This window comes from Nocardia sp. NPDC050713 (assembly GCF_040654315.1).
Classification (GTDB): Bacteria; Actinomycetota; Actinomycetes; order Mycobacteriales; family Mycobacteriaceae; genus Nocardia.
Genome location: NZ_JBFAHS010000025.1, coordinates 22,684 through 44,355, shown reverse-complemented (window position 1 = coordinate 44,355; position 21,672 = coordinate 22,684). Strand labels below are relative to the sequence as shown.

At 68.4% G+C, this 21,672-nt stretch carries 16 protein-coding genes and 2 tRNA genes; 10 read left to right on the top strand and 8 right to left on the bottom strand.

The genetic code is table 11. The features are described 5' to 3' along the window. Nucleotides 1-82 precede the first annotated feature (82 nt). The 6 genes from AB0H49_RS32560 (at nt 83) to AB0H49_RS32535 (ending at nt 8,489) form a co-directional block, all read left to right on the top strand. Nucleotides 83-155 (top strand) — tRNA-Arg (locus AB0H49_RS32560). A gap of 390 nt (nt 156-545) precedes the next feature. Further along, nucleotides 546-1,001 carry a hypothetical protein gene (locus tag AB0H49_RS32555; protein WP_357256656.1) on the top strand — a complete coding sequence of 152 codons (456 nt, stop codon included), beginning with the start codon at nt 546-548 and terminating at the stop codon, nt 999-1,001. Between the two features lie 119 nt (nt 1,002-1,120). Next, on the top strand, nt 1,121-1,441 hold the full coding sequence (locus tag AB0H49_RS32550) for a hypothetical protein (RefSeq protein WP_357256654.1): 321 nt from the start codon (nt 1,121-1,123) through the stop codon (nt 1,439-1,441). A gap of 248 nt (nt 1,442-1,689) precedes the next feature. Then, nucleotides 1,690-5,820: a WGR domain-containing protein gene (locus tag AB0H49_RS32545; protein WP_357256652.1), complete on the top strand. Its 4,131-nt coding sequence runs from the start codon at nt 1,690-1,692 to the stop codon at nt 5,818-5,820. Nucleotides 5,821-6,108: 288 nt separating this feature from the next. Further along, nucleotides 6,109-7,059, top strand: coding sequence for a hypothetical protein (locus AB0H49_RS32540; protein WP_357256650.1), 951 nt, complete (start codon nt 6,109-6,111; stop codon nt 7,057-7,059). 38 nt (nt 7,060-7,097) lie between these two features. Next, complete coding sequence (locus tag AB0H49_RS32535; RefSeq protein ID WP_357256648.1) at nt 7,098-8,489, top strand: metallophosphoesterase; 1,392 nt, start codon at nt 7,098-7,100, stop codon at nt 8,487-8,489. 155 nt (nt 8,490-8,644) lie between these two features. Here the strand turns inward: AB0H49_RS32535 and AB0H49_RS32530 are convergent. Further along, nucleotides 8,645-8,719: transfer RNA gene (locus AB0H49_RS32530), tRNA-Cys, on the bottom strand. 153 nt (nt 8,720-8,872) lie between these two features. Here AB0H49_RS32530 and AB0H49_RS32525 point away from each other — a divergent pair. The 3 genes from AB0H49_RS32525 (at nt 8,873) to AB0H49_RS32515 (ending at nt 11,507) form a co-directional block, all read left to right on the top strand. Further along, a complete protein-coding gene (locus AB0H49_RS32525) occupies nt 8,873-9,421 on the top strand; it encodes a MarR family transcriptional regulator (RefSeq protein ID WP_354999902.1) in 549 nt (182 codons plus the stop codon). Nucleotides 9,422-9,550: 129 nt separating this feature from the next. Beyond that, nucleotides 9,551-10,609 (top strand): Hsp70 family protein, encoded by a 1,059-nt coding sequence (locus AB0H49_RS32520; protein WP_357256646.1) that lies wholly within the window; start codon nt 9,551-9,553, stop codon nt 10,607-10,609. A gap of 73 nt (nt 10,610-10,682) precedes the next feature. Next, nucleotides 10,683-11,507: a DUF6159 family protein gene (locus AB0H49_RS32515; RefSeq protein WP_357256643.1), complete on the top strand. Its 825-nt coding sequence runs from the start codon at nt 10,683-10,685 to the stop codon at nt 11,505-11,507. Between the two features lie 269 nt (nt 11,508-11,776). On the opposite strand, the gene AB0H49_RS32510 is transcribed toward AB0H49_RS32515, so the two are convergent. The 7 genes from AB0H49_RS32510 to AB0H49_RS32480 form a co-directional block, all read right to left on the bottom strand. After that, the gene (locus AB0H49_RS32510; protein WP_354999905.1) at nt 11,777-12,604 is read right to left on the bottom strand and encodes an enoyl-CoA hydratase; all 828 of its coding nucleotides are present in this window, start codon (nt 12,602-12,604) and stop codon (nt 11,777-11,779) included. A gap of 2 nt (nt 12,605-12,606) precedes the next feature. Beyond that, a complete protein-coding gene (gene mmsB / locus AB0H49_RS32505) occupies nt 12,607-13,509 on the bottom strand; it encodes a 3-hydroxyisobutyrate dehydrogenase (protein ID WP_357256681.1) in 903 nt (300 codons plus the stop codon). Between the two features lie 41 nt (nt 13,510-13,550). Continuing rightward, the gene (locus AB0H49_RS32500) at nt 13,551-14,645 is read right to left on the bottom strand and encodes an enoyl-CoA hydratase/isomerase family protein (RefSeq protein ID WP_357256641.1); all 1,095 of its coding nucleotides are present in this window, start codon (nt 14,643-14,645) and stop codon (nt 13,551-13,553) included. A gap of 73 nt (nt 14,646-14,718) precedes the next feature. Continuing rightward, nucleotides 14,719-15,858 (bottom strand): acyl-CoA dehydrogenase family protein, encoded by a 1,140-nt coding sequence (locus tag AB0H49_RS32495; protein ID WP_354999908.1) that lies wholly within the window; start codon nt 15,856-15,858, stop codon nt 14,719-14,721. A gap of 5 nt (nt 15,859-15,863) precedes the next feature. Continuing rightward, nucleotides 15,864-17,363 (bottom strand): CoA-acylating methylmalonate-semialdehyde dehydrogenase, encoded by a 1,500-nt coding sequence (locus AB0H49_RS32490; RefSeq protein WP_354999909.1) that lies wholly within the window; start codon nt 17,361-17,363, stop codon nt 15,864-15,866. A gap of 175 nt (nt 17,364-17,538) precedes the next feature. Then, nucleotides 17,539-17,841 (bottom strand): hypothetical protein, encoded by a 303-nt coding sequence (locus tag AB0H49_RS32485; RefSeq protein ID WP_357256639.1) that lies wholly within the window; start codon nt 17,839-17,841, stop codon nt 17,539-17,541. A gap of 61 nt (nt 17,842-17,902) precedes the next feature. Then, on the bottom strand, nt 17,903-18,076 hold the full coding sequence (locus AB0H49_RS32480) for a hypothetical protein (protein WP_357256637.1): 174 nt from the start codon (nt 18,074-18,076) through the stop codon (nt 17,903-17,905). A gap of 370 nt (nt 18,077-18,446) precedes the next feature. Here AB0H49_RS32480 and icmF point away from each other — a divergent pair, with 370 nt between their 5' ends. Then, the gene (icmF, locus tag AB0H49_RS32475) at nt 18,447-21,665 is read left to right on the top strand and encodes a fused isobutyryl-CoA mutase/GTPase IcmF (protein WP_357256635.1); all 3,219 of its coding nucleotides are present in this window, start codon (nt 18,447-18,449) and stop codon (nt 21,663-21,665) included. Nucleotides 21,666-21,672: the final 7 nt, after the last annotated feature.

The following is a 21,672-nucleotide window of genomic DNA, read 5'->3' as shown; positions in this document are numbered from 1 at the left end:
ACGCCCTTTTTGGCGTCCAGCGCGCGATGCGATACGCTTGCCCCGCCCGATCGGACCACCCGGCCCGACCGAGACCTATCCCGCCCTCGTAGCTCAGGGGATAGAGCGTCTGCCTCCGGAGCAGAAGGCCGCAGGTTCGAATCCTGCCGAGGGCACTCCACTCGCTGCATGGCCCATGCCCACGGAGGGCGTGGGCCGTTGCTCGTTTCGTAGTGTTTTGTGGGGGTGCAACCCCCACGCCCCGCCCGGAGGGCTTTGCCCCCGGACCCCCATGGGGTGGGGTGCGTTTTGGGGGGATGTTCTGTCGGGGGTTTTTCTGTCGTAGCTGGGCCATGACCCATGTTCGATACGCGCGCCTCGACGCGTGAAGGGCAGGCCCTATGAGGTGAGGCAGGCGGAAGCCAGTTTCCGGCGAGCGCCAATCACCACAGAGCGGCTCGAACTCCTCCACCGCGGCTTACGTCCACCGCATTTCCATGACCGCTCGGCCGCCGCGGAGGGCTTCATCGCCGCTTTGGAGCGCAATCTCGGCAAAGAATTCTCTGATGAAGCACGTGATCAACTTCTGCTACATTTGCCGCGTGAACGGCTCGGTACCGGAGAAACAACCTGGTATGGGGCCGAATTCGCGTTGCCGGTTCATCGCGTTCCCGGTCTGCCTGGTCCTGGCAGCAGGTGCTCTGATTTTCGCCGATGCCCTGATGCGCGATACCGAGCAGCTTCAGCGCTTCGAGCAGCCTGCCGATGTCTGTTACGCCGACGGGTCGACCCACTACATCGGCCTCATCGAGGTTCGCAGTGCGCTGTTCCACCGGCAGCTGCCCTATTGGATCTATGCCGGTCGTTACCCGGAGATGGGGTACGGCCACTTCGTGGACGTCCCGAGCGACCATCGACTCGTCATCAGCGTCGTGGACTGGGAACCCGAAGGCGTGCGCGTGCATTTCGATTCCGCCCCCGCAGTGTTCATCCCCGCAGAGAACTTCACCTTCGGTCGCTGACGCAGTCGAGCGACTCGTCATTCGTGATCGAATTTCGTTCTGGGAGCGCCGCCGGAGTGAGTGAAGCCGGTCGAGGCACACGAGCGGTACCGTCGAGGCTACGGACGTAAGGGGTGGTTATGCCGTTGGTGTGGATGGTCATTGGCCTTGTGGTGTTCGCCGTGGTCCTCGACCGGCTGTTCGTGTTGGCTGAGATTCGCGGCTGGGTCGCCCCGCGCGGCAAGTTCGGCACCGGCGGCGCCGCTGGCCTTTTCGGGGAGTTACAGGCACTGTTCGCCCCGTCGAGCCAGCACACGCAGCAGGAGATTCGAAGCCGCCAGCTGCGCGGTGAACAGCTCGACAGCGCCGCTGATCCGCTGGGCGTGGATTTTGCGAAGGGCGTCGTGCGCCTGCCCGGTGCGAAATGCGCGCAGCGTCAGTCGGACACGCCCGACACCTGAGAAGGCAACCACGAATCCGCCCGGCACCTCGTCGAGGTGGACATAGTCGCGCCATCGGCTGTCCTCGCCTCGGGCGGGGAGCGGAATCGGTGTGTGGCGTTCTTGTCCGAGCCGTGCAGTACGGTCCCGAATCAGACGATCTTGGACGGCACGGTGGGTGTCGCGCCATCTGGTGACAGGCGGCGAGCTGCCTCGGCCGCGAGCGTCTTTTGCACCGGCACAGCGCATTTCGATATCAGAGAGAACTCATGGACCTGCATCAGTCCGCCAGCCGCTACTTCGGCGTCCGCGTTCCCGCTCGTGTGGCCGAGGCCGTCGACGATCGGCTGCTCGAGTATTGGACGGGCGATCGTGGCCCGCTCGTGGACGCCCACTTGGCGATCAACTACCCGTACTTCGGAGCGATCGACAAATCGCTGAGCGGATTCCTCGTCATCGATGACGAAGGGGACGACTACACGCTGCTGGATCTGCGCGGCGATGGCCGGGTGTGGTGGCAGGATCACGAAACCCGCGAATTGGACCTGTGGTTCGAGTCTTTCGATGACTGGCTGGCCTACCGGGACGAACTCGAGCGGGCCGAGGAGAACGACGAGGACGAGCGGTCGAGATTCGATATTCGCGACTCCTTCCGTCCACGTTCATTCGCCGCGGAGACCGGGCCCGGCCCGACCAGCGCCGAGCTGGCGACGCGCTATCAGTGGCTGATGTGGTTGCTGGCGCAGCCGTTGCTGCACGACGGAAAGCCCATGCAGTCCGCGGAAGACCTGGCCTCCAGTGCCGCCGGGCACTTCACGCACCTGTGGAGTGCTACCGACGCTCAGCAGGTATTCGAGGTGGAATTGCCACTGCTGCACCGAGATCCACATCTGGCCATCTACTGGCTGCTGCACACCGGCCTGCTCGCACAGGACGACGACCGCGAACGCGTACTCGCCGAAATCGGCCGTGCCGGGGAGCGTCCTGAGCTACTGGACGCCTTCGCCGAGTCCTTCGGAACGCTGGCGATCGACGGCGACGTGGCGTCCGTGCCGGAGTTCCGTGTCCGCCGTTCGCTGCTCCAGCAGTTCGTCGCTCCCGATGACGAGGCGCGAACGCGGGCCGCGCTCACCGCCATGGAGATGGCGCCGGAGCACGTGCCGCTGGCCCGGGCGAGCTGGATCAATCACGGCTTGGACGACGGAACGCTCACCGCCGAACAGGTGGGCGCCGCCCTGGATCGGATGCCTGTCACGACCGGTACGGCACTGCTGCGAGCCGAAGCGGATCGGCGAGCTGGACGCGATCACAGCCCGGCCGCGGACACTCTCGTGCGTTTGCTGCCCGCATCCACCTGCGCTTGGTCGCTTCGCGTGTGGGCGCTTTCGGTGGCGACGCCGCTGGTGCGCGACGGCGCGGCGCTCGCCGCGGCGGCCGGAGAACTGCTCGGCAAAGATCCGTACAGCAGGGCCTGCCTGATCGCCCTGCGGCGGGCCCACGAGCTGTGCGCGACCGAACCGGTGCTGACCCGCGCGGAGCTCGACCTCCGCTGGGCCGACGCCGAGGTGTCGTCCCCCTACCTGCAGCGGCTGAGCGCAGGCGACCACGCCGCCGCCCTGGCCGAGATCGATGACTCCGAGCTGAGCGATGTTGTCGCACAACGCGTTCTGCTGCGCGCGGACATCGGTGAGTCGCCCGCCGAAGTGATCGAATGGGCGCTCGACGCCATGCTCGGCAGTGCGCATCCGGATCGGGCCGCGCTGGCGGCCAGCGGTATCGAGCACCTGCCCGCCCAGGTGCGCACCCGCGTGGTCAAGGGCATGCGGGTGGACGCCCCGGACAGCGCCTTGGTTCCGGTACTTCTCCGGCTACTCGAGCACACACCGGAGCCGGATGCCTCCGACATCGTCGCCGAGATGAACAACGACGAACTGAAGAAGGCCGTCTGCCTCGCCCTGGCTCCGGTCGCGCATCATCCGCAGGTGTTCGACGAACTGCTCCGGCTGGCGGCCCTGCCCGCACCGGCGAGTACGGTCGAAGCGCTGTGGGAGCAGCTGTTCCGGCCGAGCGGGGAGCAGTATGTGCTGCCACGGCTCTCGCCCGAGCAGGCCGTGCGGGCCGCCGCCGCCATGATCGACACCGTCTTGTCCCATCCGGGGATAGGCGCTCGCAATACCGCTGGCCACCAGCTGTATCGCTTCCAGCACGCCGGTGCGCAGGACTTTCTCATCGCGGCGCTCGACGACTACGGTCGTCGCTACGCCGACTCCGACCCGGCGCACAGCGTGCTGCTCAGCCACGGGCAGACAGTGGACGACCAGCTCGAAACAGTGGTCGCCAACCTGTATTCGGCGGTACGGAACCTGAAGACCGACACCGCGCGCACGGCATTGATCGAGCGGCTGTTCACCGAACGGCGCAGCATCTGGCGCATGGGAAACGCACTCGGTGAGATCTTCTCAGCGGAGGTGCACCGGGATGTCCTGCGGCGGTTGCGCGATCGGCGCGACCATCGTGCCGCCGCGCACTACGCCAATGCCGTCACCGATCACGTGAAGCAGCGATGGCCTCTCGTCGAACTGCTGCGTGAGATCAGCGGCTGGGCCACACCGGCGGACGAGACCGAACAGCGGGTGTTCAAGTACGCGCTGGCCGTCGGCATCGTGGCCGCGTGGGAAGCCGACGAGTACGACCTCGTCCGAACCGCCTACGTCAGTTGGACGTCCATCGCGGTCGACGCCGTCGAGCCCGACGATCTTTCTCGCGGCCGGGACTGGTTCGATCCGCTCACCTCGGACGACATGCGCGCGCAGCTCGCCGAAGTGCTGTCAGGAGAGGCGGATTCGGCACGGAGTGCGCTGCTCGACAAGGGCGAGCGAGCCCGCGCGGCAGGGCGGCCGCTCGTTCGGATCGGTGACGACGACCTCGGCACCTTGGCGGGCACCACCGTGCGGCGCCGCCTGCTCACCGACCGAAGCACGGGCGAGGTGTGGTTCCTCGACTCGGACGGCGAAATCTACGCCTTCGACGGCTTCGGTATCCTGGGCGACAACCCCTTCCAGACGAGCCCGATCGGCTATCACGGGATGCGGGAGTTCCTGGGCGAGGCGCGCGAACAATCCGAGCGTGCGTTGCTGTGGACGACTTCAGGCAACGAATTCGTCGAACTGGTGCGCTATCTCGACCGAGTCGTCTATCGGTGGGGCGTCAACAACGGCCGCTTCGACACGGTCGGCCTCATCTTCCCCGACCCGGCCGCCGCCGGAAACGCCTTCACCCGAATGAAGACCACCTGCGCGGCGGCGAAATACACCGAATCCGATCCCTGGTATCTGCCCGGTCGTGCGGCCATCATGCGCACCTTCTACCGGCCCGACGCCGACAGCGAACGCCTGGTGGCCTTCGACCGGCCACGGTTCGCGGTGGACCCGGAACTCGCGGCGGCGCACGAACGCCGGGAGCTGGAGCTGTACCGCGACGGTGCGGCGCTGTCCACCCTGGAATGGGTGACCTGGAACGGCTACCGGGTACGCGAGGAACTGACCGTCGCCGAATGGGTCCGCGCTCGCATCCGCGACGACAATCAGGATCCGGCCTGGCATGTCACCGCCCTCGGCGAGATAGCTGAATACCTTGTGGCACAGGGATTCACCACACACTCACCCGGTCTGGACGAGTTGAAAGTGGAAGTCGGCCCGCCCGCCCCGGCCGAGGAGATCGACGCGCTCGAGGAGGCGCTCACGGCACCGCTGCCCGCGAGCCTGCGTACGCTCTGGGAGCGCATCGGCTACGCCGAGTGGCGGATCGGAAGGGCCGGTCTGCGACTGCTGAGTCCCGCCGAGGTACGGCGGGAGCGGGGGCCCATGCGCAAACTCGGGGCGAAGTACACGGTCGCGCTGCGCCCTGACGAGCAACTTCATTGGGACCCCGTGCTGTCGACCCTGAGTGCGCTCGTGGTCGGCCTCGACGGCACGATCGACACCGTATTCTCCGACGTGTCACCGAGTTCCGACGGCCGGGTCTTCACGAATTCGGATGCGCATCCGGCCTACTCGTGGTGGGAGAAGTCGCTGTCGTGGATCCTCGCGACCTCGTTCCTGAGCCTGTTCGCCGACCACCTCGAGCAGGCCGCGCCCGAAACCACCATGCTCTTCGGCGGCCAGCGGCGCGGCCCCGGGCTCACCCGCCGGTACTTCGAGGCCGTCGGGCCGAACGGCACGAAGTTCTGGGAGATCGTCACCGACCCCGGCCTCGATACCGTCGCCACCCGGCACGGTAAAGAAGGCAGCGTCGGCACCGTCAACACGAAGCGCTACGGCGACCCGGCCAAGGCCGCCGCCAAGGCCACGAAAACGATTGCCGCGAAAGAGAAGAGCGGATACGAGGAGACCGTCGACTGACGCACCGGCCAGCCGAGCAGCTCAGTCCGTCACCGACGGCGGCCGAGCAGCTCGGCGCAGCGGTCCCCCGCACGCACCGCAGCCGACCTTTGGCAGGATGACACCGTGCGTTCTGTATTGCGGGTGGGGGCCGTTGTGGCCGCGATGATCGCCCTGAGTTCTTGTTATCCGGAGGATGTTCCGACATCGGCGTCCACCACGACGTCGGCGGCGGCGCCCACGAGTGTGCTGACGCCGGAGCAGCGGCGGCTTCAGGGCATGCTGGCCGAGGGTACGCGGATGGCGGATGTGCTCGCGCTGCCGACAGATATCGATCCGGAGGTCACGCTGTATGGGCGGGCGGGGGTGTTGACCTCGGCGATGCTGGTGGTGATGGCTGGGCACAGTCAGGAGATGAAGGCGGTGGCCGAGCGCAACGGGCTGCTCACCGGATTCATCTCGCATCGCACGAACGGTGATCGGGAGCGACGGAAAGACCTGACACACGGCGTGATGCGGTTCCCCGATGCCGATACGGCGACGAAGGCGGCCGACAAGTTCGGGGATACCGCGGCGAGCTCTCCCGGCCTGTTGCAGAACGAAGCGCAAACGCCCGCACCGCTGCCCGACGCCCCGGAAACGCGCTTCAGCTACCTGGAAGATCGGGGACGGTTCCAGGGAATGGCCTTCACCGCCATGCGCGAGTACGTGATCTACACCTCGGTGGGGGCCACGACCCGCGCCGACCTGGAGCGAATCGCGCTGCGCGCCATAGAGTTACAGCGTCCCCTCCTCGATGACTTCCGCGCGACACCACCCGCCGACTATCCCGATCTGCCCTACGACCCGGACGGCGTTTACGCCCTCGCCATCGGCGACGGTGACGCGCAGCGTGGCGCGTATCGCCGCCGCGGCGCGGTGCTCTTCGCGCAGGACCAGCCCCGGGCGGCGACTTTGTTCTCCGAAGTCGGATTGAACGCCATGGCGAACAAGGACACGACGGTCTATCGCACCGACGACTCCTCCGGAGCGCAGCGCCTGAGTGCGGCCCTGGCGGAGATGCAGCGCGAGCTGCAGCCCGCGCCGACCGCTCCCGGCATCCCGTCTTCGTCGTGTCGGTCGGACCCGCAAGGCGGTGCCAATTCCTGGTTCTGCGTCGTGACCGCGGGGCGGTACGTCGGCGAGATCTGGGCGAAGACCCAGGACGACGCCCACCGGCTGCTCGAAGACCAGCACCGAGTGCTGCTGGCCGCGAAGTAGATCGGATCGTACGGGCGTTTTGCCGTACCCTCGCGTTCATGAGCTGCTGCGGGCCGTCGCGCCGGACCCTGCTCGGCGCCTTCGCCTCCGCAGCCCTGCTTTCCGCGTTGCCCGCGAGTCGAGCGCGGGCGCACCGCGTTTCGCCGCTGGCGACGGATCTGGAAGTGGTCACCGTCACCGACCGCTCGGTCGCGCTGACCTGGACGACGGTGGCGCCGGACGACTCGGGACGCCTGACGCCGGTCCCCTCCGATGCCGAAGTTCGTTTGGGTCCGGCGGATTCCGCTAGTACGCCGGTCCCCGTCTTCGCCGATCCCGAGCGAACCCCCTTCCACTACGCGGAGATCGGCGGTTTGGAGCCGGGCCGACGCTACCGTTTCGAAGCTCGGTCGCAGGGCGTGCGGGCGACGCCCGCTCTCTCGCTGACGACGCTGACTCCCGGAACACCGGAAACCACCGGCGAATTCACCACCCTGGTGCCGCCGCCAGGCCGCCTGTTGCGCACCATCGCGCTGGCCAACGACGTGCACTACGGCGAGACGGTGAGCGGCCTTGTGGTCGGCGGGTTCCCGCCGGGGTTCCGCCAGCTCGCCGGTCTGCCGCCCTACCCGGAAGTCATGCTGGACGCGCTGCTCGACGACCTGCGGGCCAGGGGCGTGGACCAGCTGGTCGTCGCGGGTGACCTGACCAGCGAGGCGACGCCGGAGGAAGCGCGCGGTGTCCGCGCCCGGCTGGACACCTGGGGCGCGCTCGGCAGCGACTACCTGGTGACGAGAGGCAATCACGATCGCCCGCACGTCGGTTACCGGGGCTGCACGCACCTGGGCGAACACCGCGACTGCTGGGGCGACAACTTCCTGCCCAGGCAGCAACTGGTCGAACACGAGGTCGGCGGCCTGCGCCTGCTCGGCGTGGACACCAGTGAACTCGACGGCTCGGGCGGCCGCATCGAACGACCGCAGTTCGATCACCTCGCCGAGGTGCTGCGCGCCGACCCGGACCGCCCGACCCTGGTCTTCGGCCACCACCCGGTGACCCGCGAGTCCGGGCTGACCAACACCGCGGGCCCCGGCTTCGTTCTCAACGGTCCGGACAGCGCGGAGCTACAGCGCCACTACGAGCGCGCGCCCGGCGTCTTCCTGCACCACAGCGGCCACACCCACCGCAACCGGCGCACCCGCCCGGACGCGAACATCGCGGTGGAATTCCTCGAGGTGGCCGCGGTGAAGGAGTATCCGGGCGGCTACAGCCTGCTGCGCGTGTACGAGGGCGGGTACATGGTGAACTTCTACAAGACACGCGCCGAGGGCGCCCGGCGGTGGAGCAGCACCACCCGCGGCGAATACTTCGGTCTGTTGCCCGACTACACGTTCGGCACTTTCGCCGATCGCAATCACGTTGTCGCGCGCGACTTTTCCGGTCTCGCATGAACGATGGCACGCACGCCACCCTGGATCGCCCGCGTCGTGGCGAACGGCCCACGGTGGGTGAACACCCATGCGGCCACTCACCGCGTGCGGCAACCGTCGGCGACGCCCCGATCCGACATCGAACCGGGGCGTCGACGACCGGCGCACCCTTTGCATGGAGCGAGCGGCGGGAATCGAACCCGCGTAAACGGCTTTGCAGACCGTTGCCTGAACCACTCAGCCACGCCCGCCTCACCTTCGAGAATGCCGGGCCGGGCGTCGAGCGACCAGGCTTGGGCTCGAGGTGATTCGAAAGCGGGCCTGAACCCCGTGCGAGTGATAACGACGCCGGAACGTCGGCGCACGACACGGAAACGGCCACTCGGCATGGAATGATCGGGGACATGTCTCGGCCACGCCCGCTTCCAGTCGACCCGATCGAGGAGGCCCACCGCCAGTGGGTCGGCCACGGCTGGGGCGATGTCGCCGACGGCATGGCGGCGGTGACATCGCTGGTGCGCGCCCAGCAAATCGTGATGGCCCGGGTGGACGAGGCACTGAAACCGACCGGTCTGACCTTCTCCCGGTACGAGCTGCTGATGTTGCTCAGCTTCAGCAAGACCGGCGCGCTGCCGATGGCGAAGGCCAGCGCCCGCCTGCAAGTGCACCCGACCAGCGTCACCAACACCGTCGATCGCCTGGAGGCGGCACGACTCGTGGAACGAGTTCCGCACCCCAGCGACCGCCGCGCCACCCTGATCGAGATCACCGACGCCGGAAGGGAATTGGTCGCCGAGGCGACCAAGGAACTGAACACGAAAGTGTTCGCCCAGCCAGGTCTGCCCCCGCAGCGACTGCACACGTTGTTGCAGTTGCTCGCGGAATTCCGGCATGCCGCGGGCGACTTCGACACCGGGGACGCGCCCGCCCGCTGGAACACCCGCGATCGCTGAACTTCGGTCCGTACCTACCGGTCTCGTACACCACGGAAACGACCGCCGCGTAACGTTCCGGCATCCAACTAGCGAATTAGCGGCGGTGTTGCCTTGGCAGCGGACGGGAAAAGGTCCACCATGTAATCCATGGTGCTGGTCTTGGGGGTATCGGCGGGCGCTGGTGGCGCGCGCGCGATGTTGACACATTCCGACCAGCCGCACTTGCCTCCGATCGACCGCTGCCACGTACCGCGTCGTATGGGCGGCGGCGTCGAGGAAGCAGTGTTCGAGGCGATCAGCCGAATGAGCCGTTCAGCGCAGCTACGAGACGAGCTGATCACCGGAACCGCGGTCACCTGCCGCTGCCCGCTGCACGCCGACGCCATTCGCGCCGCGGCGGGCCGCAGCCGACTGACCATCGTCGACGAGCCGCTCGCCCAGTTGCGATACCTGCGCTTCACCGGAAGCCTGCCGGAGTCGGGCACGGTGATGCTCTACGACCTCGGCAGCTCCGGGCTGACGGTCACGCACGCCGACTGCCGCACCGACACCATCCTCTCCAGCAAACGCAGCACGGTGCTCGGCGGCGACGGCTACGACGCGCTGCTGCGCTGGCAACTCGCCCGCGGCGGCGTGCTCACCGATCGGCTGACCAGCCGACGGCATCGCGAGGCGCTCAGCACCGCGCGGGTGGTCACCGCGACCGACACCGGCTCCGGCGGGCGCGCCGTGGTGACCCGCAGCGACCTGGCCGAACTGTGCGCGGCCAGCATCCACCACTCCGCGTCGTTCGTCCGCCAGCTCATCGAGGAAAGCGGGGTGCGCCCCGACGCGCTCGTGCTGCTCGGCGGCTGCACCCGCAGCCCCAGCGTGCGCGCCGAGCTGGCCGAACTCGTCGATCTGCCGGTGGTCTACGACCCGGAGCCGGAATACGTCTCGGCCCGCGGCGCGGTGCTGCTCGCCGCCGAACGCCCGTCCGGCGACGTGCGGATGGCGCGCCTGCGGGCGGGCGCGACACTGTACCGGCCGGCCACCGCGGGCGTCGACCGCCGGAAAGTCATCGCGGCCGTGGCGGTCACCGCGGCCCTCGGCGCGACGATCGCCGGTCTGCTCGCGGTGGAACGGAATTCGGCGCGGCCGCCGCACGGCGGAACCGCGCCGACGCAGATCGAACTGCGCAGCACCCCGGAGCCCTCGGGCAACTGAGACCGGAGCCCGCCGCGTCCCGTTGGCTAGCATGGCGCGAGAACCACACGCGCACGACAACGGGGGTGTACACATGGCATTCGCCGCCGCAAGAACCATGCTCACGACCGGATTCGGCGTGCTGACCTCGCATCGCGCACTTCGCGCGTTTCCGAGGCGGTCGGCCGTCACCGGCGCGGTCGTAATGGGCGCGCCGATGCTGTTGGTCGGCACGGACATCGTCGGCACCGCCTCGGCGACGCCGTTACTGCTGGCGGGCGCCGCCTACCTGCTGACGATGATCGTCACCACGTTCGGCAATGCCGCGCTCATCGCGCAGACCGACATCGTGCTTCGCGGCGGGTACCCCACTGCGGCCGAGGGCAGGCGGGCGGCGCGGGCACGGTGGGCCGCGGTCCTGCTGTGGGCGCTCGCGGCGGCGACCGTGCTGCCGGTGCTGCGCCTGGTCGAGCACGACTTCCGCGACATGCGCGCGATGCGCGGCCGTACCCGCACGGCGTGGGCGGACGTGGCCAACCTGACGCTGCCGAAGATCGTCCTGGAGCATCGAAATCCGATCGACGCACTGCGTGATTCGCGGGCGACGCTGGAGCGCGGGTGGGGCCCCGGCGTGGCGAGCAGCGCGCGCCTCGGCGTCGTCGGCTACGTGCTCGTGCTCGTCGGGCTCCTGGTGAGTGTGTCGGTCGGTGCGGCGTTGGGCGCGCAGGCACAGGCCGGGATCGGCCTCCCCTACGGCGCGGCGGTCGGCGGCTGGTTCGGCCTGTCCGTCTTCACCACCGCGCTGATCTTCGTCTCGGCCGCGACCGCGGTGTATCAGGTCGCGCTCTACCGTTACACGGTCGACGGACGCACGCCGCCCGCGTTCGCCGCGGATCTCACGCGTGCGTTCCAACCCTGAGCAGAATCGTCTGCGCGCGAAGCCATTCCCGCTCAGATTCGAACCGAGCCGTCCGCCCCGAAAAGAGCGACGGCGCGCGTGAACGCCCCGGAAGGCGACGCACGCTGCCTGCGTTCACCGCGAATCTCGAGCGCTCGCTCCAACCCTGAGCGGAGGCGTCCGAGCGCGAAGTCACTCCCGCGCGGGATCGAACCGAGCCGTTCGCCTTCTGGAAACAGCAACGGCTCGCGCGAACGCCTCGGGGGCGGGCGCGCGAGCCGTGCGCCGACTCAGCGGTTGTTGAACTTCGCCGGACGCTTCTCGACGAAGGCGGTCATGCCTTCCTTCTGGTCCTCGATCGCGAACAGCGAGTGGAACACGCGGCGTTCGAAGCGCAGGCCCTCGGCGAGGGTGGTCTCGAAGGAGCGGTTGACCGACTCCTTCGCGATCATGGCGACCGGCAGCGACATCCCCGCGATGGTCTCGGCCACCTCGAGCGCGGTGTCGAGCAGCTCGGCGGCGGGCACGATGCGCGAGACGAGTCCGGCGCGCTCGGCCTCCTCGACATCCATATTGCGGCCGGTCAGCACCAGATCCATGGCCTTGGCCTTGCCGATCGCCCTGGTCAGGCGCTGCGAGCCGCCGATGCCGGGGATGACGCCCAGCTTGATCTCCGGCTGCCCGAACTTGGCTGTGTCGGCGGCGATCAGGATGTCGCAGATCATCGCCAGCTCACAGCCGCCGCCGAGCGCGTAACCCGCGACCGCCGCGATGGTCGGCTTGCGGAAGTTCGCCAGCCGGTCCCACCGGGCGAAGAAATCGTCCATGAACATGTCCATGTACGACTTGGGCTGCATCTCCTTGATGTCGGCGCCCGCCGCGAAGGCCCGCTCCGAGCCGGTGATGACCACGGCGCCGATCTCGTCGTCGTGCTCGAGCTCGTCCAGCGCGGCGATCACGTCGTCGAGGACCTGCGCGTTCAGCGCGTTGAGCGCCTTCGGACGGTTCAGCGTGATCCAGCCGACCCGGCCCTTGCGCTCCAGCAGAATCGTCTCGAAGTCTGGCCCACCCGTCGCCCGGCCGCCACCCCTCACGGAATCGCTTCGCGATGCATCCATCTTCAGGCCACCTCTTGATCGGATCGGTTACGGATATCGGTGACGATAGCCGAGAAGTCCTTGCCCGCGTCCGTCTGGTTGAACCGGGTGTAGATCTCCGCGGCGAGCGCGCCGAGCTGACCGTCGATGCCGTTGGCGCGCAAAGCGTTCGCGGCCAGACCGAGGTCCTTCGTCATCAGCGCGGTGGCGAATCCCGGCTGGTAGTCGTTGTTCGCCGGGCTGGTGGGAACCGGGCCGGGGACCGGGCAGTAGCTGGTCAGCGCCCAGCTCTGGCCCGACGCGGTGGAGACCACGTCGAAGAACGACTGGTGGCTCAGGCCCAGCTTCTCGCCGAGCACCAGCGCCTCGGACAGGCCGATCATCGAGATGCCGAGCAGCATGTTGTTGCAGATCTTGGCGGCCTGGCCGACGCCCGCGTCGCCGCAGTGCACCACCTTGCCGCCCATCACTTCGAGCAGCGGGAGCGCGTCGGCGAAATCGGCCGCCGCGCCGCCGACCATGAAGGTCAGGGTGCCCGCCGCCGCGCCCGCGACGCCGCCCGAGACGGGTGCGTCGAGCGCGCGGTGCCCGGCCGCGACGGTCCGCGCGGCGGCCTCCTTGGCGTCGGCGACGTCGATGGTGGAGCAGTCGATGAACAGGGTGCCGGGGTTCGCGGCGGGCAGCAGATCGGCGTAGACGTCGAGCACCAGCTTGCCGTTGGGCAGCATGGTGATCACCACGTCGCGGTCCGCGGCGGCCGCGACGGCGGTCTCCACCACGGTCGCGCCATCCTTACGCGCCTGCTCCTTGGCCGCAGGCACCGGGTCGAACGCGAGCACGTCGTAGCCCGCGCGGACCAGGTTGGCCGCCATGGGCGCGCCCATGTGACCGAGGCCGAGGAAACCGATCTTCTGCCCGCCCGTCACCCGGTCACCATCCCTGGTCGAATCGCTGTGCGATGCTGCGTTCACTGCTCTGCCTCCGGTGTCGCCAAACCCAGTTCCTTGTCGCCCAATTCGGCGAAATACGCCGCCACCTGCGCGTCGGTGACCTCGGCAAGGGACGCCGGTCGCCACTGCGGGTTGCGGTCCTTGTCGACGACCTGCGCGCGAATGCCCTCGACCAGGTCGTGCGATCCGAGCGAAGCGATGGACACGCGGTACTCCTCGTTCAGCACCGCCTCCAGGCTCGACAACTCGCGCGCCGCGCGCAACGAGCGCAGCGTGACCTTCAGCGCGACAGGCGACTTGGCGAGCAGATCGGACGCCGCCTTGCTCGCCTCCGGCGCGTCGTAGGCTTGCAGCCGGGCCACGATCTCCTCGACGGTGTCCGCGCTGTAGCAGGCGTCGATCCAGTCCCGCTGCCCGAGCAGTTCGGATTCCGGTGCGGCCTTGGCGAACTGGGCGATCGCGGCGTCGGCGCTCGCTGTGCGCAGGGCGTCGAGCAGCGCCGGGATGTCGTCCGAAGGCACGTAGTAGTCGGCGAATCCGGCCGCGATGGCGTCGCCAGCGCCCATCCGCGCGGTGGTCAGCGCGACGTGCGTGCCGATCTCGCCCGGCGTGCGCGCGAGCAGGTAGGTGCCACCGACATCGGGGATGAAGCCGATGCCCACTTCGGGCATGCCGACCTTGGACCGCTCGGTGACGACGCGGTGGCTGCCGTGGCCGGAAAGGCCGACGCCGCCGCCCATCACGATGCCGTCCATGATCACCACGTACGGCTTCGAGTAGCGGCTGATCAGCGCGTTGAGGATGTACTCGTCGCGCCAGAACAGACCGGTCGGCGAATCGGCTCCCGCGTCACCGGTTTTCGCGGAGCTTGCGGAGCGATCATTCAGCGCGAGCGCGTCGGCGTGGATCGCGACGATGTCGCCGCCCGCGCACAGCCCGCGCTCCCCCGCGCCGGTGACCACGACAGTGCGCACCTCGTCGTCCTCGGCCCACGCGCGCAGCGCATCCGTGATGGCCAGCGCCATCGGGTGATTCAGCGCGTTGATGGCCTTGGGCCGGTTCAGCGTGATCAGGCCGAGGCGGTCGCGCTTCTCGATGAGTACGTCGCTCATGCCTGCGCCTCGCTGACGCTCGGCTCCGGCATGCGCGAGGCGCGCTGGCACATGATTCGCTCACTTCGTTCGCTCATGCTGCTCCTATGACCGAGCGGGCGACGACCACCCGCATGATTTCGTTGGTGCCCTCGAGGATCTGGTGGACGCGCAGATCCCGGACGATCTTCTCCAGACCGTATTCGTGCAGATAGCCGTAGCCGCCGTGCAATTGGAGTGCCTTGTTGGCCACCTCGAAGCCGACGTCGGTGGCGAATCGCTTGGCCATCGCGCACAGTTCGACCTTGTCGGTCGCGTCCGCGTCGAGCGCTGCGGCCGCGCGCCACAGCAGCGTCCGCGCGGCCTCCAATTCGGTGCGCATATCGGCCAATTCGAATTGCAGCGCCTGGTTCTTGTTCAGCGGCTTGCCGAAGGCCTGGCGATCGGCGAGATACGGCACCGCCTTGTCCAGCGCCGCCTGCGCACCGCCGACCGAGCACGCCGCGATGTTCAGCCGCCCGCCGTTGAGCCCGTTCATGGCGATGCGGAAGCCATCGCCCTCCGCGCCGAGCCGGTTGGCGACCGGGACGCGGGCGTCCTCCAGCACGACCTGGCGGGTCGGCTGGGCGTTCCAGCCCATCTTGCGCTCGTTCGGCCCGACCGACAGGCCCGGCGTGTCGGCGGGGACGATCAGCGCCGAAATGCCGCGCGCCCCTTCCTCACCCGTGCGGACCATCAGCACGTAGACGTCGTTGGCGCCCGCGCCGGAGATGAACTGCTTGGCCCCGTTGAGGATGTAGTCGTCGCCGTCGCGAACGGCCTTGGTGCTCAACGCCGCCGCGTCGGAGCCGACGCCCGGTTCGGTCAGCGCGTAGCTGCCGAGCAACTCCATCGAGGTCAGTCCGGGCAACCAGTGCTGGCGCTGCTCCTCTGTGCCGTAGGCATCGATCATCCAGGCGGCCATGTTGTGGATGGAGATGTAGGCCGCCACCGCCGGACAGCCGGTGGCCAGCTTCTCGAAGATGCGCACGGCGTCGAGTCTGCGCAGTCCCGAGCCGCCCACGTCCTCGCGGACGTAGATGCCGCCGAGACCGAGTGGGCCCGCCTTGCGCAGCACGTCCACCGGAAAGTGTTTCCGCTCGTCCCATTCCAGCGCGTTGGGCGCGAGGAACTCGTCGGCGAACTGACGCGCGGTCTCGCCGATCGCGCGCTCGTCCTCGTCCAAGGTGAACATCCGGCTCAGTCCATCGTCGGGATGACGAACGCGTTGGACTCCTTCAGACCGGAAGGCCAGCGCTGGGTCACCGTCTTGGTCTTGGTGTAGAAGCGGATCGAGTCCGGGCCGTGCTGGTTCAGATCACCGAAGCCGGAACGCTTCCAGCCGCCGAAGGTGTAGTACGCGATCGGCACCGGGATCGGCACGTTGATGCCGACCATGCCGACCTCGACCCGGGACGCGAAATCGCGGGCGGTGTCGCCGTCGCGGGTGAAGATGGCGACGCCGTTGCCGTACTCGTGCTCGTTGGCCAGGCGCAAGCCCTCCTCGTAGTCCTTGGCGCGGACCACGGTGAGCACCGGGCCGAAGATCTCCTCCCGGTAGATCCGCATCTCGGAGGTGACCTTGTCGAACAGGGTCGCGCCGACGAAGTAGCCGTCCTCACCGCCCTCGACGGTCAGGCCGCGGCCATCCACGACCAGATCGGCCCCCTCATCGATGCCGATCTGGACGTAGTTGTTCACCCGGTCCACGCCGTCCTTGCCGACCAGCGGGCCGAAGTCGGCGCCCGGATCGTCCGAGCGGCCGATGTTGAGCTTGTGCACGCGCTCGGTCAGCTTGGCCACCAGGCGGTCCGCGGTCTCCTCGCCGACCGGCACGGCCACCGAGATGGCCATGCAGCGCTCGCCCGCCGAGCCGTAGCCCGCGCCGATCAGCTGGTCGGCGACGTCGTCGAGATCGGCGTCGGGCATCACGATGGCGTGGTTCTTGGCGCCGCCGAAGCACTGGGCGCGCTTGCCGTTCGCGGTCGCGGTCTCGTAGATGTACTGCGCGATCGGGGTGGAGCCGACGAAGCCGACGGCCTTGATCCGCGGATCGTGCAGCAGGGTGTCGACGGCCTCCTTGTCGCCGTTGACCACGTTGAACACGCCCGCGGGCAGACCCGCCTCCAGGAACAGCTCGGCGAGCCGCAGCGGCACCGAGGGATCGCGCTCGGACGGCTTGAGCACGAACGCGTTACCGCAGGCGAGGGCCGGGCCCGCCTTCCACAGCGGGATCATGGCCGGGAAGTTGAACGGGGTGATGCCCGCGACGACGCCGAGCGGCTGACGCATCGAGTAGACGTCGATGCCGGTGCCCGCGCTCTCGGTGTATTCGCCCTTGAGCAGGTGCGGGATGCCGGTGGCGAACTCGATGACCTCGAGCCCGCGCTGGATGTCGCCCTTGGCGTCGGCGATGGTCTTGCCGTGCTCGGCGGAGAGCAGCGCGGCCAGGCTGTCCATCTCGTCCTGCACCAGGGTCAGGAACCTCATCAGCACCCTGGCCCGCTTCTGCGGATTGAACGCCGCCCACTCCGGCTGGGCCGCCGCCGCGTTCGCGATGACCGCCTCGACCTCGGCCTTGCTCGCCAGCGGCACCCGCGCCTGCACCTGACCGATGTTCGGGTCGAAGACGTCGCCGAAGTTTCCGGAGGTGCCCGGGACGTGCTGCCCGCCGATGAAATGAGTGAGTTCGCGAACCATGCCAGTCCTTGTCTGTCGTCGTCGACGCGCGAAGGCGCGATCTGCGGTCATCCTATAGTTGGATGTCCAAGTAATGATCCGCCGGTTGGCGATTGTGATCCATCCCACCTCGCCGAGTCGCCGTGCGCCTTCAGCCGCCTCTCCGGCCGGGCCGCTTCGGTCGAACCGCCCCGCGTCAGTCGGATCTGCGCGGCGAACGCGTCATAGCGATGGCGCCCGCCGCCAGCAGCACCGCACCGACGATCAGCACGAACCCGGCCGCGCCGAGCCTGCCCGACAGCTCCGAGACTGTCTCGGCGATCGCGAGCGCGACCGCCCCCGCGTACGCCGCGACCTCCGCGCGGAGCTTGCCCGGCGACGGCCGAGCTGCCTCCTCGGCGGCCACCGCCGCCAGCACGGCGTCGCGCTGCTCCGCGCTCAGCACACCGTCGTCGACCAGCCGCCGCAGCGCGTTCCCCACCCGATGCTCGCACGCCATCGGATCAGCATGTCCGAGGGCGTGGGAACAGACCCGGGCTACGCGACGGGCGCCGGGGCGATCAACCGAGACCGCCGCCGGTCGCGAGCCATTCCATCGTGAGCAACGGAACCGGGCCGACCCGCAGATCGGTGAGCACTCGCATCTCGCGCGGTCCGACGGCGGACGCGGAGCCGGGTCGCGCCGGGCGCCAGCAGGCGGCGGCTCGCCCACTCGGGGTCGGGCGATCGCTCATATCCATTGACCTCCAGACCTTTTCGAGAGACCTAGCGAGCACGTGGTGATGCCAGCGGCACGCGACAGGGCGGGGAGCTCGGCGCCGGGACGGACTGCCACCGAGGGAGGACGCGGCGGCGCCCAGACCCTCGCGGTGATGAAGCTGTTCATAATCCGGCCCTTCGCTCCGATTACGACGGTCTCCATCGGAACTCGAGTGCGCGGCCGATGTCGCCGGTTGCGGTCAGGCTGATCGGAACCCTCGCGAGGACCGGAAACCGGCACGGTCGCCGGGACCGCCGCGAATCCTGGCGGTGTGATCCCCATCACCGTAGAATTACTTTGACGTCCTAGTATCGGGCGTCAGGACGACTCGCCGGAGGACTCCCGTGGCCGACAGCAGCGCGCTCTACACGCCCACCCATCCCGTGCGTTTCGTGACGTCGGCCGCCCTCTTCGACGGGCACGACGCCGCGATCAACATCATGCGCCGCATCCTCCAGTCCCAGGGCGCGGAGGTGATCCACCTCGGCCACAACCGCGCCGTGCACGAGGTGGTCGCCGCCGCGATCGAGGAGGACGTGCAGGGCGTCGCGGTCAGCTCCTATCAGGGCGGCCACATCGAGTACTTCGAATACCTCGCGGCCGCGCTGAAAGAGGCCGGGGCAGGCCACATCCGGGTCTTCGGCGGTGGCGGCGGGGTGATCGTGGCCGAGGAGATCGAGCGCCTGGCCGCTTCCGGCGTGCGGATCTTCTCCCCCGAGGACGGCCAGCGGCTCGGCTTGCCGGGCATGATCAACGAGTTGGTGCGCATCTGCGATGTCGATCTCGCCGAGGATTTCCCCGCGACCGAGGCGGTGCTCGCGGGCGAGCGACCCGCGTTGGCCCGCGCCATCACCTGCCTCCAGCAGGACACGCTGCCCGCCGCCGCCCGCGAGGCGCTGCTCGCCGCGGCCGACGCGCGCGCCGTGCCGGTACTCGGCATCACCGGCACCGGCGGATCGGGAAAGTCCTCTCTCACCGACGAATTGGTGCGGCGGCTGCGCTCGGACCAGCAGGACAAGCCGCGCGTCGCGATCCTCGCCGTCGATCCGACCCGGCGCCGCGGGGGCGGCGCGCTGCTCGGTGACCGCATCCGGATGAACGCGCTCGACGGCGCGCACCTGTTCTTCCGCTCGCTGGCCACCCGCGGCAATCACGAGCTGCCGCGGAACGTCGACACCATCATCGCGGCGTGCAAGGCGGCCGGATACGACCTGGTCGTCCTGGAGACACCGGGCATAGGGCAGGGCGACACCGCCATCGTCGACCACGTCGACGTGTCGATGTACGTCATGACGCCCGAGTTCGGCGCCGCCTCCCAGCTCGAGAAGATCGACATGCTCGACTACGCCGACGTGGTGGCGATCAACAAGTTCGAGCGCCGGGGCGCGTCGGACGCGGTGCGCGACGTGTCGCGCCAATTGCTACGCAACCGTGAGGCATTCGGCTCGCGCCCGGAGGACATGCCCGTGTTCGGCACCAGCGCGGCGACCTTCAACGACGACGGCGTGACCGCGCTCTACCAGCACCTGACCGGCCTGCTGAGCGAGCACGGCCTGCGGCTCGAGCCAGGGGCGCTGCCGCGGGTGGACACCAAGGTCTCCACCCGCTTTGCCCAGATCATTCCGCCTGCCAGGGTGCGGTATCTGGCCGAGATCGCCGAGGCGGTGCGCGAATACCATGCCGAGACGGCCCGGCAGGTCGCGGCGGCGCAGCGCGTCCAGCGGCTCGAGCAAGTGCTGGCCGAACTACCCGAGGCCACCGCGGTGGCCGAGCTGCTCGATACCGCCCGCCGCGAACTGAGTGACGACGATGCCGCGCTGCTGGCCGAATGGCCCTCGGTCGCCGAGAGTTACCGTGGCGCGGAGCAGGTGGTGCGGGTGCGCGACCGTGAGTTGCACACGCCGCTGAGACGGGAGTCGTTGTCGGGCAGCAGCATCGCGCGCGTCGCGCTGCCCCGCTTCACCGATCACGGTGAGCTGCTGCGGTTTCTGCGTGCGGAGAACCTGCCCGGTCGCTTCCCGTTCACGGCGGGGGTGTTCGCGTTCAAGCGGGACAACGAGGATCCGGCGCGGATGTTCGCGGGCGAGGGTGATCCGTTCCGCACCAACCGGCGGTTCAAGGTGCTCTCCGAACACTCCGATGCGAAACGCCTTTCGACCGCTTTCGACTCGGTGACGCTCTACGGCCGCGATCCAGACGAGCGCCCCGACATCTACGGCAAGGTCGGCACGTCCGGTGTCTCCATCGCCTCGCTCGACGACATGAAGGCGCTCTACGACGGCTTCGACCTGACCGCGCCGACCACCTCGGTCTCCATGACCATCAACGGCCCGGCCCCGACCATCCTCGCCTACTTCCTCAACACGGCCATCGACCAAGCGCTGGAACGATTCTCGACGAGCGCGGGCCGCGCGCCGACCGAGCAGGAGGCAGCCGACATCCGGGCGCGGACGCTGTCCACCGTGCGCGGGACCGTGCAGGCCGACATCCTCAAGGAGGACCAGGGCCAGAACACCTGCATCTTCTCCACCGAGTTCAGCCTGCGCATGATGGCCGACATCCAGGAATGGTTCGTGCGCAACAAGGTTCGCAACTTCTACTCGGTGTCCATCTCGGGCTACCACATCGCCGAGGCGGGCGCGAACCCGATCAGTCAGCTGGCCTTCACCCTCGCCAACGGATTCACTTATGTGGAGGCCTATCTCGCGCGCGGCATGGACATCGATGACTTCGCGCCCAACCTGTCGTTCTTCTTCTCCAACGGCATGGACCCCGAGTACTCGGTGATCGGCCGGGTCGCGCGGCGCATCTGGGCGATCGCTATGCGCGACCGCTACGGCGCCAACGAGCGCTCGCAGAAGCTGAAGTATCACATCCAGACCTCGGGCCGTTCGCTGCATGCCCAGGAGATGAACTTCAACGACATTCGCACCACGCTGCAGGCTCTGATCGCCGTCTACGACAACTGCAACAGCCTGCACACCAACGCCTACGACGAGGCGGTGACCACCCCGACCGAGGAATCGGTGCGCCGCGCGCTGGCGATCCAGCTGATCATCAACCGCGAGTGGGGGCTGGCGATGAACGAGAACCCGATGCAGGGCAGCTTCATCGTCGACGAACTCACCGATCTGGTCGAGGAGGCGGTGCTCACCGAGTTCGAGCGGATCAGCGAGCGCGGCGGCGTGCTCGGCGCCATGGAGACCGGCTACCAGCGCGGCAAGATCCAGGACGAGTCCATGCTCTACGAGCGGCGCAAGCACGACGGCTCGCTGCCGATCGTCGGAGTCAACACGTTCCGCAATCCCCACGGCGAACAGCACCGGGTAATGGAACTCGCCCGCGCCACCGAAGCGGAGAAGAAGTCCCAGCTCGATCGGGTGCGCGAGTTCCAGCAGCGCCACCGGGACGCGGCGCACACGGCGCTGGCCCGCCTGGACGCGGTGGCCCGCACCGACGAGAACATCTTCGAGGTGCTGATGGACGCCGCGCGGGTATGCACGCTGGAGCAGATCACCGACGCCTTCTTCACCGTCGGCGGGCAGTACCGCCGCAACGTGTGAGGCGGGG